Source organism: Streptomyces aurantiogriseus (assembly GCF_014649375.1).
In the GTDB taxonomy this organism is placed as follows: domain Bacteria; phylum Actinomycetota; class Actinomycetes; order Streptomycetales; family Streptomycetaceae; genus Streptomyces; species Streptomyces aurantiogriseus.
The window spans coordinates 634,068-648,432 of record NZ_BMSX01000002.1; the positions used below are offsets into that span (position 1 = coordinate 634,068).

At 74.2% G+C, this 14,365-nt stretch carries 17 protein-coding genes; 4 read left to right on the plus strand and 13 right to left on the minus strand.

The genetic code is table 11. The features are described 5' to 3' along the window. Positions 1 to 32: 32 nt before the first annotated feature. The 5 genes from IE263_RS06285 to IE263_RS06305 are packed head-to-tail and all read right to left on the minus strand — an operon-like array spanning position 33 to position 4,421. A complete protein-coding gene (locus IE263_RS06285; RefSeq protein ID WP_373311874.1) occupies positions 33 to 464 on the minus strand; it encodes an NAD(P)H-dependent oxidoreductase subunit E in 432 nt (143 codons plus the stop codon). A gap of 5 nt (positions 465 to 469) precedes the next feature. Further along, complete coding sequence (locus IE263_RS06290; RefSeq protein WP_189933217.1) at positions 470 to 1,000, minus strand: NUDIX hydrolase family protein; 531 nt, start codon at positions 998 to 1,000, stop codon at positions 470 to 472. A 24-nt stretch (positions 1,001 to 1,024) separates the two neighbouring features. Further along, a complete protein-coding gene (locus IE263_RS06295) occupies positions 1,025 to 2,164 on the minus strand; it encodes an amidohydrolase family protein (protein WP_189933047.1) in 1,140 nt (379 codons plus the stop codon). A 1-nt stretch (position 2,165) separates the two neighbouring features. Then, positions 2,166 to 3,569, minus strand: a complete 1,404-nt coding sequence (locus IE263_RS06300) for a glutamine synthetase family protein (RefSeq protein WP_189933050.1) — start codon at positions 3,567 to 3,569, stop codon at positions 2,166 to 2,168. Between the two features lie 39 nt (positions 3,570 to 3,608). Then, on the minus strand, positions 3,609 to 4,421 hold the full coding sequence (locus IE263_RS06305; protein ID WP_189933052.1) for an SAM-dependent methyltransferase: 813 nt from the start codon (positions 4,419 to 4,421) through the stop codon (positions 3,609 to 3,611). A gap of 158 nt (positions 4,422 to 4,579) precedes the next feature. Here IE263_RS06305 and IE263_RS06310 point away from each other — a divergent pair, with 158 nt between their 5' ends. Continuing rightward, entirely contained in the window at positions 4,580 to 5,449 is an 870-nt protein-coding gene (locus tag IE263_RS06310) for a Cof-type HAD-IIB family hydrolase (RefSeq protein WP_189933054.1), read from the plus strand. 9 nt (positions 5,450 to 5,458) lie between these two features. On the opposite strand, the gene IE263_RS06315 is transcribed toward IE263_RS06310, so the two are convergent. From IE263_RS06315 to IE263_RS06330, 4 genes are all read right to left on the minus strand, one after another. After that, the gene (locus IE263_RS06315; RefSeq protein ID WP_189933056.1) at positions 5,459 to 6,154 is read right to left on the minus strand and encodes a response regulator; all 696 of its coding nucleotides are present in this window, start codon (positions 6,152 to 6,154) and stop codon (positions 5,459 to 5,461) included. 114 nt (positions 6,155 to 6,268) lie between these two features. After that, on the minus strand, positions 6,269 to 8,281 hold the full coding sequence (locus tag IE263_RS06320) for an FtsX-like permease family protein (RefSeq protein WP_189933058.1): 2,013 nt from the start codon (positions 8,279 to 8,281) through the stop codon (positions 6,269 to 6,271). Between the two features lie 17 nt (positions 8,282 to 8,298). Further along, positions 8,299 to 8,982, minus strand: a complete 684-nt coding sequence (locus IE263_RS06325; protein ID WP_189933060.1) for an ABC transporter ATP-binding protein — start codon at positions 8,980 to 8,982, stop codon at positions 8,299 to 8,301. Positions 8,983 to 9,000: 18 nt separating this feature from the next. Further along, entirely contained in the window at positions 9,001 to 9,369 is a 369-nt protein-coding gene (locus IE263_RS06330; RefSeq protein ID WP_189933062.1) for a DUF4333 domain-containing protein, read from the minus strand. A gap of 180 nt (positions 9,370 to 9,549) precedes the next feature. On the opposite strand from IE263_RS06330, the gene IE263_RS06335 reads away from it, so the two are divergent. From IE263_RS06335 to IE263_RS06340, 3 genes are read left to right on the plus strand one after another with little or no spacing between them, the layout of a single operon-like run. Beyond that, positions 9,550 to 10,725 (plus strand): sensor histidine kinase, encoded by a 1,176-nt coding sequence (locus tag IE263_RS06335; RefSeq protein ID WP_189933064.1) that lies wholly within the window; start codon positions 9,550 to 9,552, stop codon positions 10,723 to 10,725. Between the two features lie 60 nt (positions 10,726 to 10,785). After that, positions 10,786 to 10,920, plus strand: a complete 135-nt coding sequence (locus tag IE263_RS49450; protein WP_268256000.1) for a hypothetical protein — start codon at positions 10,786 to 10,788, stop codon at positions 10,918 to 10,920. After that, on the plus strand, positions 10,917 to 12,170 hold the full coding sequence (locus IE263_RS06340; protein WP_189933066.1) for an amidohydrolase: 1,254 nt from the start codon (positions 10,917 to 10,919) through the stop codon (positions 12,168 to 12,170). Before IE263_RS49450 ends, IE263_RS06340 begins: the two co-directional genes overlap by 4 nt. Here the strand turns inward: IE263_RS06340 and IE263_RS06345 are convergent. From IE263_RS06345 to IE263_RS06360, 4 genes are all read right to left on the minus strand, one after another. Next, positions 12,160 to 12,492 carry a DUF3140 domain-containing protein gene (locus IE263_RS06345; protein WP_189933068.1) on the minus strand — a complete coding sequence of 111 codons (333 nt, stop codon included), beginning with the start codon at positions 12,490 to 12,492 and terminating at the stop codon, positions 12,160 to 12,162. The two genes, IE263_RS06340 and IE263_RS06345, sit on opposite strands and share 11 nt — an antisense overlap. 23 nt (positions 12,493 to 12,515) lie before the next feature. Further along, positions 12,516 to 12,998, minus strand: coding sequence for a Dps family protein (locus tag IE263_RS06350; RefSeq protein WP_189933070.1), 483 nt, complete (start codon positions 12,996 to 12,998; stop codon positions 12,516 to 12,518). Continuing rightward, positions 12,995 to 13,285 (minus strand): WhiB family transcriptional regulator, encoded by a 291-nt coding sequence (locus IE263_RS06355; RefSeq protein ID WP_373311875.1) that lies wholly within the window; start codon positions 13,283 to 13,285, stop codon positions 12,995 to 12,997. The genes IE263_RS06350 and IE263_RS06355 overlap by 4 nt, the downstream gene beginning before the upstream one ends. A gap of 103 nt (positions 13,286 to 13,388) precedes the next feature. Beyond that, positions 13,389 to 14,192 (minus strand): alpha/beta hydrolase, encoded by an 804-nt coding sequence (locus tag IE263_RS06360; protein ID WP_189933073.1) that lies wholly within the window; start codon positions 14,190 to 14,192, stop codon positions 13,389 to 13,391. Positions 14,193 to 14,365 lie beyond the last annotated feature (173 nt).

Below are 14,365 nucleotides of genomic sequence, written 5' to 3' on the forward strand. Positions count from 1 at the left end.
TGCGGGGGATCGTCCGGGCCGGGCGGGTGTCGTCACCGGCGGCCGCGGGCCCGCGTCTCTCGGGGCGGGCGGATGAACTGCAGCTCCAGGGTGACCGGCGGCTCGGCGACGCCCGGCCCGCCGGCGGCCGCCCAGTCCAGGATCTCCTCGGTGCAGTCGTCGTCCATGGCGAACCCGACCCAGGTGGCCCGGCCGCCCGCCCGGCGTCCGGCGGCGGAGGGCTGCACGACGATGACGTTGGCCTGGTCACAGGGGCCGAGGCAGTCCGTCGTACGGACCTGGAAGGCGCCGTCGGACGCGGCGGCGGCCGCGCGCAGGCGGTCCAGTTGCCAGGCGTGGTCGTAGCCGGGGTGCTTGCGGGCGACGCCGCAGCAGCAGCCCCGGCACACGACGAGGGTGCAGGGCCGGCGGGTGGCGGCCCCGATCGCCACCGCGCGGCCCGGCAGCGCGGGACGCGGTCCCACGCCGGTCAGGAGGCCGCGAGGCCGACGTGGGCGAGGGCCTGCCGCAGCAGAAACCCGTGCCCGCCCGGCATCTCGCTCTGCACCGCGGGCGAGGCCGCCTCCTGCGGGTCGAACCACACCAGGTCCAGGGCGTCCTGCCGGGGCCGGCAGTCACCGGTCACCGGCACGATGTAGGCCAGGGACACCGCGTGCTGACGCGGGTCGTGGTACGGGGTGATGCCCTGGGTCGGGAAGTACTCGGCGACGGTGAAGGGCTGGAGGGAGGCCGGGACACGGGGCAGGGCCACCGGGCCGAGGTCCTTCTCCAGGTGGCGCAGCAGGGCGTCGCGGACCCGCTCGTGGTGCAGGACCCGGCCGGAGACCAGGGTCCGGCTGACATTGCCGTCCGGTCCGATGCGCAGCAGCAGGCCGATGCTGGTGACTTCGCCGCTGTCGTCGACGCGCACGGGCACCGCCTCGACGTACAGGATCGGCATGCGGGCGCGCGCCATCTCGAGCTCGTCGGAGCTCAGCCAGCCGGGCGTGGTCTCGGTCATGTCAGACATTGCTTGATCATACTTTCAGTGTCCGTCGGGAAGCCGGTAGACCCGGCGGGCGTTGTCCGCTGCGGCCCACCGCGCCAGGCGCAGCGCGTCGGGCAGGCCCAGTTCGTCGGCGTCCACCCGGTCCTGGAGGAGCTCTCCCAGACCCCGGCGGAACGCCAGCGCGCCGAGCGCGTAGAACTCGGCGACACCGTAGGCGTCGGAGCTGTACAGCAGTTTGCGGAACGGTGTGATCTCCAGCGCCTCCTCAAGGACCGCCCGCGCTCGTACGGGACCCACATGATGCAGGGTGAGCCCCATGTCCAGGTAGACCTGCTCGAACACCGCGGCCAGGTAGGCGGCTTGCCGCTGGTAGGGCCAGCAGTGCAGGAGCAGCACCGGGATCGTGCCCGCGGTGAGGTGCAGCCAGTCCGTCAGACGGCTGGGGTCCACCTGGTGCAGCCGGATGTCGCTGTCGCCGAAGCCCGTGTGCAACTGGAGCGGCAGGCCCAGGTCGACGGCGGTCCACAGCAGATGGCGGACCAGCACCGGCTCGTCCAGCCGGCCGCCGCGGGCCAGCCAGCGCCGGGCCGCCCGCGTCACCTCGGCGTCCGAGGGCCGGGCCGGGTCCAGCTCGAAGCCGGTGCGGTACGCGGCCACGGACTTCACCCCGATCACCCCGGGCCGCCGGACCGCGTCCAGCGCGGCCGCCCGGAACGCGTCCGCGTACCCGCCCGCCTCGACGCCCCGCGCGGCCACCGCCTCGGCGACGGTCTCCAGCCGTACGATCTCGTGCGCCACCCCGCCCCCCGCCGCGGCGAGTTCGCCGGGCGTCGTGAGGCGGTGCGGGGTGAACCCGGTGTCCACACAGAACACGCCGGTCCGGGCGGCCGCGAGGAAACGCCGGTTGACCTCCGGCGGGCCCAACTCGGCCCGCCGGGCCAGGTAGTCGTCGGCGGGGGCGTGCCGCTCCAGGTCCAGCACAGGGGCGCAGTGGCGGCGTACGGCCACACCGGCAGGGGTGTCGAAGGGCGAGACGCCGGGCCAGCGGTCGCCCTCGGTGAGCAGCGCCTCGAAGCCCGCGCGGTCGAGCGGGCCGGCGACGACGCCGTGGCAGTGGTGGTCCACCAACTCCAGCTCGGCGAGGGCCTCGTGGACCGGTCCGGCGGGGGTGGCCATCTCAGTACTTCCAGCGGTAGGCCGCGGCCACCTGCTCGTCGTCCAGCCCGTCCACCGCCTCGATCTCCCCCTGCCGTACGGCGACGACCGCGTCGGCGAGGACCGGGCCCAGGGCGGCCCGCAGCACCTCGTCCTCGCGGAACTCCGCCACGGCCTCGCCCAGCGAGGTCGGCAGCCGGCGCACACCCCGGGCCGCGGCCTCCCCGGCGTCGAGGTGGGCCGGGTCGCCGGTGGTCTCCTCGGGCAGTACGGCACCCGACCCGAGGCCGGCCAGGCCGGCGGCGATCAGACAGCCGAGGGCCAGATAGGGGTTGGCGGCCAGATCGACGGGCTTGACCTCCAGGTTCGCCAGCTCGGCGCGCCGCCCCGCCGTGCCCCGCACCAGGCGCACCGCCGACTCCCGGGTCTCCAGGCCCCACGCGGTGAACACCCCCGCCCACTGGGAGGGCTTGAGCCGCAGATGGCTCGCCGGGCTCGGCGCGGTCACCGCCGTCAGGGCCGGCAGGCGGGCCAGAACCCCGGCCGCGAAGGCCTCCGCGTCGGCCGTCATGCCGTACCGGCGGTCGCCGCCCGTGTGCAGGTTGACGCCGTCACGCCAGGCGGAGAGATGGACATGGCCGCCGTTGCCGACGCCCTGTGCGACGACGGCCGGGGAGAAGGAGACCCGCAGGCCGTGGCGGCGGGCCACCGCGCGGATGGTCTGGCGCACGAGGACGCTGCGGTCGGCCGCCGCCACCGGGTCCAGGGCGCCCACGGAGATCTCGAACTGGCCGGGCGCGTACTCGGGATGGACCTGGTCGACGTCCACGCCCTGCGCCGCGCACGCCGCCAGCAGGTCGGCGGTGTACTCGCTCAGCTCGACCTGCCGGGTCGCGCCGTACGCGGGTCCCGAGGTCGCCGGGACGAACTCCCCGGCCGGCGCGGAGTCCAGGCCGAGCGCCCACTCGATCTCGATGCCCGCCTTGAAGGTGAGGCCGTGCGCGCGGGCCGCGTCGGCGACGATCCGGCGCAGGACGGTGCGGGAGCAGCCCGGGTGCCGTTCGCCGTCCTGGGTGACGCGGTCGACCGGCGCCCACGCCCAGCCGGGCTGCCCGGCCAGGACGACCAGCCGGTCCAGGTCGGGGTAGAGACGCAGGTCGCCGTCCGGGGAGCCGAGCACGTCGGTCGTGACGATGCTGTCGTTCGCCAGGAACGTGTCGAACACCGGGGACATGCCGACGCCCCAGGCCGCCGCCGAGGCCAGCCCGGCGACCGGGATCGCCTTCACCCGGCCGATGCCCGCGGTGTCGACATAGGCCAGGACGATGCCGTGCACGCCCCGCCCCGACAGCTCCCCGCCGAGCGCTCTCGCCCGCTCGACGTCGCCGGGGCGTCCACCGGGCACGGGGTCGGCAAGGACGGTCATACGGCCTCCACGGTCACGGCCTCCACGGTCGGTCGCCGGTCAGGGTTTCACGGCCACCGCGCCGTACTGCGGCACCACGGCGGGGGAGCCGGGCTCCGCCCGCCACTGCGAGCAGGACACCAGGCCCGGCTCCAGCAGCTCCAGGCCCTCGAAGAACGCGGCGATCTCCGTGCCGCTGCGGGCGGTGATGGGCGGGGTGGCGTTCTCGTTCCAGAACTTCATCGCCGGGATCTGGCCCTCGCCGCCCACCTCGCTGTCGTGGGTGGGGTGGGTCAGGACGAGGAAGCTGCCGGAGGGGACCTCGGCCATGATCCGCCGCACGATGTGCCGGGCCGCCTCGACGTCCAGGACGAAGTTCAGGATGCCGAGCATCATCACCGCGACCGGCCGGCTGAAGTCCAGGGTCTTGGCGGCGCGTTCGAGGATGGCGTCCGGGTCGTGCACATCGGCGTCGACGTAGTCGGTGACGCCCTCGGTGGTGCCGGTCAGCAGGGTGCGGGCGTGCACCAGCACGATGGGGTCGTTGTCGACGTACACGATCCGCGAGTCGGGCGCGACGCGCTGGGCGATCTCGTGGGTGTTGTCCGCCGTCGGCAGCCCGGTGCCGATGTCCAGGAACTGCCGTGTCCCGCGCTCCTCGGCCAGGAACCGCACCGCGCGGCCCAGGAACCAGCGGTCGGCGCGGGCGATCTCCCGGATCAGCGGGAACATGCCGGCGACGTGCTCGCCGACCTGCTGGTCGACCTCGTAGTTGTCCTTGCCGCCGATCCAGTAGTTCCACACCCGCGCGTTGTGCGCCACGCCGGTGTTCAGCCGTGCCGGACCGTCCGGCGGCGTGTGGCCCTCGCTCACGTCACTGCTCCTTCTCGCGTCCTGCCCGTCGCCCGCCATTGTGCCGCCGGATGATCAGCGGTGTCCCGGGAATCGGCGCAGCGGTGGACCGGCCCGGGGTGGGCACGGTGTCCCCCGGTAGGGTGACAATCCGGTCACCCCCGTACAGGAAGCAGGACATGCCCTACTCCCACGCCGCTCACCTGCCCGCCCCCGAGCCGTCGGCCGCCGCCGCCGACATCCGTCTGATCGTCACCGACATGGACGGCACGCTGCTCGACGACGACAAGCAGGTGCCCGAGCGGCTGTGGGAGGTGCTCGCGCTGCTGCGGGAGCGCGGGGTGCTGTTCAGCCCGGCGAGCGGACGGCAGTACGCCACCCTGGCACGGGAGTTCGCCGAGGTCGCCGACGGGATGGTCTTCATCGCGGAGAACGGCACCTATGTCGTGCGCGACGGCAGGGAGCTGAGCTCCGACCCGCTGGACCCCGCGGTGGTCACCCGGGTCGTCGCGGCCGTACGGCGGCTCGCGGCCGGCGGGGTGGACGTCGGGGCCGTCGTGTGCGGGAAGCGGTCCGCGTACGTGGAGCGGGCCGACGAGGCCTTCCTGGCCGAGGTGCGCAAGTACTACGTGCGGCACGAGGTCGTCGAGGACGTCGCCGCCGTCGAGGACGACGTCATCAAGGTCGCCCTGTTCGACTTCGGGTCGGCCGAGGAGACCACCGCCCCGGCCCTGGCGCCCTTCGCGGACACCCACCAGGTCGTCGTCTCCGGCGAGCACTGGGTCGACATCATGAACCGCACCGCCAACAAGGGCGCGGCCCTGCGCCGGCTCCAGCGCGAGCTGGGCATCACGCCCGCGCAGACCCTGGTGTTCGGCGACTACCTCAACGACCTGGAGATGCTGGACGCCGCCGACTGGTCCTTCGCCATGGCCAACGCCCACCCGGAGGTCGTCCGCCGGGCCCGCCACCTGGCCCCGGCCAACAACGACAACGGTGTGCTGCGCACCGTCGTCCGCCTGCTCGACCTGCCGGTCGGCGGCCTCTGACCGACCGTCTCAGTCGCGGGGCCGGGCGTGCCCGTGCTGCCAGGCCCAGGCCGCGATCTCGACGCGGTTGCGGGCGTCCAGCTTGACCTGGACGCTGGACAGGTGCGTCTTGACGGTGGACAGGGACACGTACAGCTCGGCGGCGATCTCGGCGTTGGTGCGGCCGAGGGCGACCAGGCGGACCACGTCGAGCTCGCGGTCGGTGAGGGGCTCGGCGGGTGACGCCGGGCGGGGCGGAGCGGCCTGCTGCGGGGTCTGGGTGACGTGCTTGAGCAGACGGACGGTGACCGACGGGGAGACCAGCGAGTCGCCGGCCGCGGCCGCGCGGACCGCCTCCGCGAGCAGGGTCGGCCCCGCGTCCTTCAGCAGGAAGCCGCACGCGCCGCCGCGCAGCGCCCCGTACACGTACTCGTCGAGGTCGAAGGTGGTGACCACGACCACCCGCATCGGGTCGGCGACCTCGGGGCCCGCCAGCAGCCGGGTGGCCTCCAGCCCGTCCAGCTTCGGCATCCGGATGTCCAGCAGGCACACGTCCGGCCGCACCTTCCGGGCCAGCGCGACCGCCTCCTCGCCGTCGGCGGCCTCCGCGACCACCGTGATGTCGGGCTGCGCGTCGAGGAAGAAGCGGAAGCCCGTGCGGACCATGTCCTGGTCGTCGGCGATGAGGACGCGGATGGGCGCGCCGGGCGGGGCGGGGCTCGTCATGGCTCGATCATGCCTCAGCGGGTGGGCCGTCTCGGGGACGGGCGCGGGGACGGGCGCGGGGACGGGCGCGGGGACGGCCCGCCGGCGTGTGCGGCGGGCCGTCCCCGTCGGTGATCAGTCCGCCGCCCGGGCCGGATCGGCCGTCACCCGGCGCAGGAGTGGTCTGCTGCCGCCGATCGCGGCGAACATCGCCAGCGCCCCGATCAGGACGCACGCGAGGAGTTGCAGGGCGCCGGAGGTGTCGATCGTGGCGCCGACCGCCTTGTTGAGCTGGTAGGAGCCGTAGACGCCCATCGCGGTGGTGCCGCCGGCCAGGACGGCCAGGGGCAGGACCGTCTCCCGGGTGCGGGCCCGGTCCAGGATCCTCAGCGGGGTCCCGGCCAGCCGCAGCAGGCCGTACACACGGCGCCGGTCGAGGACGTTCGCGGCGGCGGTGAGACCGGCGGAGGCGGTCGCCACGACGAAGCTGAGGGCGAGGGTGGCGGTGCTGACCTCGGCGATGCGGTCGACGACCGTGCGGTCGTAGGCGGTCGCGTAGTCCTGGCTGTAGGGGGCGTGGCCCGTGCCGAGGGGCGTGAGGGCGGTGACGGCGGTGTCGATCCGGTCCGTGCCGCCGGGAACGTGGGCGATCACGCCGGGGCTGCCGCCCAGCAGACTGTCGTAGGCGTCTTCGCCCTTGACGGTCACGGTCGCGGTGACGCCCACCCGGCCGAGCAGCGTGCGGGCCTCGGTGGCGGCCTGCCGGGCGTCGGCGGCGTTCGCGGTGATCACGGCGACCTGGTCGCGGTACTGCGAGGTGTCGGCGCCGATCTGGCTGACGGAGAAGAACCCGGCCGCGAACCCGGCCAGCACCAGGCCGCTGACGGTCCGCCAGGCCCCGCGCGGGTCGTCGCTGAGCCGGCGCGCGGCCAACAGGGTCGCCGGGCGGCGGGCGAAGCGGCCCACGATCCGGCCCAGCCGGTCCACGACCCACGGCCCGAACAGCCAGAACGCGCCGTAGAACAGCACCAGCAGGCCGATCAGCTGCCGCGCCGTGAGCTGACCGCCGCCGCCCGTGGACCGGAAGATGCAGCCCACGGCCACCACGAACACCACGACCCGGATCCAGCGGGTGCGCCGCGGGTTCGCCTGCTGGGCGACACCGAGCGGCGAGGCCGCCACCTGCCGCAGCATCGACACCGCGCTGACGGTGATGAGCGCGGTCACCGCCGCCACGACCGCCGACAGCCACGCCGGCCCCACCCACAACTGACCGGTGTACCAGGAGCCGATGCCGTACGGGATCGCGGCGAGGGCGGGCAGCAACGCCACGTAGGCGAGCGCGCCGGTCAGGGCTCCGGCCGCACCGACGGCCGCCGCCTCCACGGCGGTCATCGCGAGGATCTGCCGCGGGGTCGCCCCGGCCAGCCGCAGCGCGGCGAGCCGCTGCTCGCGCCGGGCCGCCCCGAGCCGTCCGGCCGCCGCCGACAGCACGACCACGGGCATCGCCAGCAGCACCACGCCGATCAGCGTCATCGCCTGGTCCGACGCCGTGAACAGGCTCCGCTTGGCCGAGGAGAACCCGGAGACGACGGCTCGGGCGGCCTGGTCCTGGTCGTAGTAACTCGCGCCCTCCGCGGCCGTCCGGGACATCGCGGGCTCGGACGGGGCCCGCCCCACCACAGCGACCAGCTCGTCGGGCGAGGCGAGACCGGCGGCGCCGATCGTGCCGTAGGACCTCACCCGTGGGAAGCGGTCGGCCAGTTGGTTCGCGGGCAGCTCGTGCAGCAGCGCGGCCAGGGCGGGGGAGACGTACACCTCGCCCTTCTTCGGGAAGGCGTCGAGGCCGGGCGGCGCGGGCGTGAGCGGGCGGCCGGGGAGCTGGGCCAGGGAGACGACCGTGAGGGGTTCGTGGCGGACGTAGGTCGTGGCGAGGGCCTGGACGGCGGTGCCGTTCCTGTCGGCGTCCGGAGTGCGCCAGGCCGTGCGGTCGGCGCGGGCGCCCGCACCGAGGCAGGCGGCGATCATCACCAGCATCACGAACGCGCCGACGGCGGCGGCCCCGGCCGCCAGCAACTGGCTCTGCAGGCCGCGGCGGCCGGAGGACCGGGCCAGATGCCAGGTCAGGGGCAGGACGGGGGAACGCATCTCGACTCTCCGCGGGCTCAGGCGACGGTGTACTGGCTGTGGTGCGTGATCCGGCCGTCGCGGACCTGGAGGATCCGGTCGCAGTGGGCGGCGACGTCGGCGTCGTGCGTGACCATGACCAGGGCGGCGCCCTGCTCGCGGGTGACGGAGGTGAGGAGCCGGACGACCTCGCTGCTGGTGTTCTGGTCCAGGGCGCCGGTCGGCTCGTCGGCGAAGACCACGTCCGGCTCGACGACCAGCGCGCGGGCGATGGCGACCCGCTGGGCCTGACCGCCCGACAGCTGTCCGGGGCGGCGCTTCTCCAGGCCGTCCAGGCCGAGCGGCGCGAACCAGCGGCGGGCCCGCTCGACCGCCTGCCGGCGGGGCGTGCCCTCCAGCATCAGCGGCAGGGCCACGTTCTCCTCGGCGGGCAGCTCCGGCAGCAACTGGCCGAACTGGAAGACGAACCCGAAGCGCCCCCGGCGCAGCGCGCTGAGCCGGTTCTCGCCGAGGTTGTCGATACGGTCGCCGCGCAGCAGCACCTGCCCGCCGTCGGGGCGGATGATCCCGGCGAGGGTGTGCAGCAGGGTCGACTTCCCGGACCCGGACGGGCCCATGATCGCCAGCGAGTCGCGCTCGCCGACCTCGACGTCCACGCCCGCCAGCGCGGTGGTGGAGCCGTACTTCTTCACGAGGCCGTGACCGGCCAGGACGGTGTTCATGATGGTGGCCGGCCCTTCTCAGCGCTCGAACTTCCAGGTGACGGAGTCGGCCGTGGCCCTGACCACGGTGACGGGGATGTCGACGGTCTCGCCGTCGCGCTTCTTGCCGACGCAGGTGACCGTGGCCCCGGCGACGGCCTTCAGACCGGTGGGGCAGGTGACGCCGGAGACCTTGTCGCCGACCCACGGGAGCGGGTGGTACTTGCTCTGGGTGCGGGCCGCGACGATCTTGGCGTCGAGCGCCTTCTGGCCGCCGACGCTCACCGTGCTGTGGTCGTCGAGCCCGGTGGTCGACTCGGTGCCGGACAGCAGATGGGTGCCGAGGGCACCGAGGGCGACCACGGCGGTCGCGCCGCCGATCACACCGACGAGGAACTTGCGCTGCATCACGTACTCCTGAGGCGAGGGGGAGGAAGCGGCTCCCTCCCGAGGCCGGCGGGGAGGAAGCGGCTCCAATCTCGCCCGCGGGCCCGGGCCCGCGCCTCGGCCATAAGGCCAGGCCTGGCGGGGCGGCTCTCGACCGTTCGGCCGATCCCGCCGCCGGGACCTGGGCCTACGGTGGTCCGCATGACCTCCCTTTCCGGCCGGGGCTGCGCCCGGGGGATCGCCGTCGGCATCCTTCTCGCGGCAGCCGTCCTCGACGTGATCATCGTGGGCGCCGAGGGCTACTCGCTGTGGCCGCCCCTGGTGGTGTTCCTGGCCGGCCTGGCCGCCGTGCTGTGGCCGGCCGGGCGCCGTCCGTCCTGGCTCACCCCGCAGGTGCGTACGGCCGTCCCCGCGGTGCTCTCCGCCCTGGAGACCCTGTACCGGGTCCTCGCGGACCAGACGGTGGCGTTCGGCCCCGGCGAAGTGCTGCTCCTGCTGTGCCTGCTGTTCATCGCCGTACGCCACTGTCCGCGGCCGTGGGCCGTGGTGTGCGGCACGCTGGCCGGCGGGGCCCTGCTCGTGCTGCCGGCGCGGTACGCGCACTCCCTCACCCAGGACGAGCCGCTGGCGTACGTCGTGGTGGGGCTGCTCCTCGTCGGCCTCGTCGCCGGGCTCGCCGGGTACCTGCGCTCCCTCGACTACCGGCGCACCGTCGCCGTCGCCGAGACCCGCCGTGAGGAGCGGCTGGCGATCGCCGCCGACCTGCACGACTTCGTCGCCCACCACGTCACCGGCATCCTCGTGCAGACCCAGGTGGCCCGCATGATGGCCGACGGCCGGCCCGGTGAACTCGACCCCGTCCTCGCCGGCATCGAACGCGCCGCCACCGAGGCCCTGGCGTCGATGCGCCGCACGGTGGGCGTCCTGCGCGACACCGGCCCGGAGGCGGCCGACCGCCGCCCGGTCGGCGACCTGGCCGGCATCGCCGAGCTCGCCGACCGCTTCGGCGTACCCGGCCAGCGCGTCACCCTGGACCGCGACCCCGCCGTCCACGACGACCTCCCGCACGAGGTGCAGGCGGCGGCCTTCCGCGTCGTCCAGGAGGCCCTGACCAACGTACGGCGGCACGCGGCCGACGCCGCCGAGGTCACCGTCGCCCTGCGCCGCGACGGCGACCGGCTGACGGTCACCGTCACCGACGACGGCCGCGGCGGCACCCGCCTCCCGGACGCCGCCCACGGCGGCGGCTTCGGCCTCGTCGGCCTGAAGGAACGGGTGACGGCACTCGGCGGCGAGCTGTGGGCGGGGCCGCGCGCGGGGGACGGCTGGGAGGTGCGGGCGGAGTTCCCGGCGGAGCCCGGCGGGAGGGTGCGTTGAGGGATCGACCGGCCGGAGGAGACGCGCGCCCCGCTGCGCGCGGACCCCGGCCGGAGGCTCGTGACGACGGCGGACGTCGCGGACGCGGTGGACCGCCTGCTGCGCAACCGGTCCGTCAACGCGGTGCAGTTGAGTGTGGACCGGGGAACGCACGCTGGGATGATGAAGCACACCGAGGAGAGGGGAGCGGTATGAGCGAGCCGGCCGTCGTCGCGCGTCTCGCCCGTGAGGTGACCTCCGGGCTGAAGACAGCGGACCTGGAGGACTTCTACCGGGATCTGCACCGCCACCCCGAGCTCTCCTTCCAGGAGCGCCGCACGGCCGCCCGCCTCGCGGTACGGCTGCGCGCGGCCGGCTACGAGGTGACGGAGGGCGTCGCCCGTACCGGAGTGGTGGGGGTGCTCGCCAACGGGGACGGGCCGGTGGTGTGGCTGCGCGGCGACATGGACGCGCTGCCCGTACGGGAGGCGACCGGCCTCGACTACGCGTCCACCGTCGACGGCGTGATGCACGCCTGCGGCCACGACCTGCACATCACCTGGCTCGCGGGTGCCGCCGAGGCACTCGCCGCCGCCCGCGAGACCTGGTCCGGCACGCTCGTCGTGGTCGGCCAGCCCGCGGAGGAGGCGGAGGGCGGGGCGGCGGCGATGGTCGCGGACGGGGTGCACGAGCGCTTCCCGCGCCCCGACGCGGTCCTCGGCCAGCACGTCACCCCCGGCCTCGCCGGCTTCTACCCCCACACCCCGGGACTGACCCTGTCGGCCTCCGACGACCTCGAGATCGTCGTGCACGGCGTGGGCGGGCACGGCGCCCGGCCCGAGTCGACGGTCGACCCGGTCGTGACGGCCGCGTACGTCGTCACCCGGCTGCAGACCGTCGTCGCGCGCGAGGTCGCCGCCAACGAGTCCGCGGTGCTGACGGTGGGGCAGTTCCACGCCGGGACGAAGCCCAACATCATCCCCGCCGAAGCGAGGCTCTCCCTCAACCTGCGCACCCAGGACACCCGGGTGCGCGAGCGCGTCCTCGCCGCGATCCGGCGCATCGTCGAGGGGGAGTGCGCGGCGGCCGGCTGCCCGGTGCCGCCCGAGGTCACGGTGATCCCCGGCTACCCCGTCACCGTCAACGACGCCGCCCTCGACCAGGAGATCGCGGCCGTGCACCGAGAACTCTTCGGCGCACACACGGTGTTCGACTTCGGCCAGGCGATGGGCAGCGAGGACTTCTCCCTCCTCGCGCCCGAGGGAGTGCCGTACGACTACTGGTACGTGACGTCGACACCGGCCGGGGTGTGGGAGGCGGCGCCGGGCGAGGAGCTGGCGGAGAAGGTCGCCAACGTGCCCGGCAACCACAGCCCGTTGTTCGCGCCGGACCTCTCCGTGGTCGTGCCGGGCGTGCAGACGCTGGTGTCGGCCGCGCTCAGCCGGCTGGCGCGGCTCAGGGCTTGAGCGGGTCGTGGCCGATCGTCATCAGGCGGTGGCGCCGGGGGGTGTCCTCCGCCTCCGGCTCGTTCTCCAGCTCGGCCTGCGCGGTCACCGTGTCCACGACCCGGTACATCACCCGGATGTCGTCGTCGGTGAGGTCGGTGCGCCGCTTCTGCAGGATCGCCAGTACGTGCTGCCCGGTCGGCGTGCCGGCCTCCTCGGGCAGGGGCTCCGCGTTCTCGTCGGCGTCCCGCACCCGCAGCCAGGCGGCCAGCTCCTGCGAGGTCATGTTCACCACGCGGTGGAAGTCCTCCCACAGCGCGTCGAGTTCGAGGGCGTCGGTCATGGCATGCCCCTCCGTCCGGTGGGTCAGTGGTCGCGCGGCCAGTTCTCCGCCTCGAACATCCACCGCTGCTTCTCCAGGTCGGCGGTGATGCCGATCAGCAGGTCCTGGGTGACCGGGTCCGGCTTCTCGGTCGCGGCGATCCGCTCCCGCAGCCGGTCGATGGCCGTCCCCAGGGTCTCGCTGAGCAGCTGGACGACGTCCTCGTCGCGCAGCCAGCCGTCCTTCGGGGACGGCAGGGTGAACGCCGAGGCGATCGTCTCCGGGCGGCCGTCGGGTGCGAGGCCCAGAGCCGCTGCGCGCTCGGCGACCGTGTCGGCGTAGGAACGGGCCGTCGAGACGACCTCGTCGAGCTGGAGATGGATGGAACGGAAGCGCGGGCCCACGATGTTCCAGTGCGCCTGCTTCCCGATCAGGGACAGTCCCAGCAGGTCGACGAGGGTGCTCTGCAACGCGTCGAAGGTGACCTGACGGGCCGGTTCGGGAAGCGGGCTCTTCACGACAGTCATACCGAGGTTCTCCTGGTCGCGTCGGTTCGGGCGGTACGGAGCAGTTCGGCGCGTTCCTCCTCGCCGGTCCCGCCCCACACCCCCGAGGTCTGGCCGCTGTCGAGGGCGTAGTCCAGGCAGGCGGCGGTCACCGGGCAGCGGGCGCAGACGCGTTTGGCGTCCGCGGTGTCCCGCAGAGCCGGTCCGGACGTGCCCACGGGGAAGAACAGCTCGGGGTCCTCACCCACGCAGGCGGCACGGCGCAACCACTCCATGGGGGCGCGGGTGCCCAGGGCGAACCGGTGCAAACAGACGCGCTCCGGCAGACGAGCGGGCCGGCTTTCCGCGTGCGAGCACGCCGACGGTCCGCTCGCGAGCACGCCGGCGGGCCGTTTGCGAGCACGCCGGCGGTCAGCCCGCGAGCACGCCGTCGAGGAAGCGCGTCACGTCCGCGAACACCTCGCTCCTGTTCGTCTCGTGGAACACCTCGTGCCGGGCCCCCGGGTAGATCCGCTCGGTCAGCCGGCCCCCGCTCAGCCGCTCCACGCCGACCCGGCTGCCGTCCGGCGGCACCAGCCGGTCGTCGTCGCCGTGCAGCCACAGCAGGGGGAGCGGGCCGACATCGCCTCCCTCGGCGACCGTCTCCAGGGTCCGTACGAACGCCTCCAGCGTCGGCCGCTTCATCGGCCCGTGCCAGACCAGTGGATCGGTGGCGTACGCGGCGCCCACCGCCGGATCCCGGGAGAGCGCGGACGGGCTGATGGGAGTGTCCGGGATCTCGGGGAGGGCGAGCAGCCGTCCGGGCAGCTGCCAGACGCCGATGACCGGGCCGGACAGAACGAGCGCGGCGAGCTCGTCGCCGTACCGCTGGGCGTGGCGGGCGGCGATCAGACCGCCCATGGAGTGCCCGATCACGACCACCGGCAGCCCCGGGTGCGCGGCCCGCGCGAGCCCGGCGACGGTGTGCACGTCGGTGACCACGTCCTCGAAGTCCTCGATCACCACCCGCTCCCCGGCCGACCTCCCGTGCCCGACATGGTCGACGGCGAACACGGCCGCGCCGTGCCCGGCCAGGACGTCCGCCACCTTCTCGTAGCGGCCCGCGTGCTCGCCGTACCCGTGCACCAGGAGGGCGACGTACCGAGGCCGGGGCCGGTGGGGCCACGTGTACGCGGTGAGCGGGCCCCGGGTGCCCGTGAGGACATGCTCGTCCATGTCTGCTCGTCTCCTCCAGCTGCGTAGGCGAAGGTCCTGGGGGATCTTCCCAGGGGGCCGGACGGCGGTCTATAGTCCGAAACTAGCAGTGCTAATTAACTGCCCCGGTCAAAGCAGCCCGACAGCCGGGTGGTCCGGTAGCCCGCTCGAGCAACACCCCGATCCACAGCGTC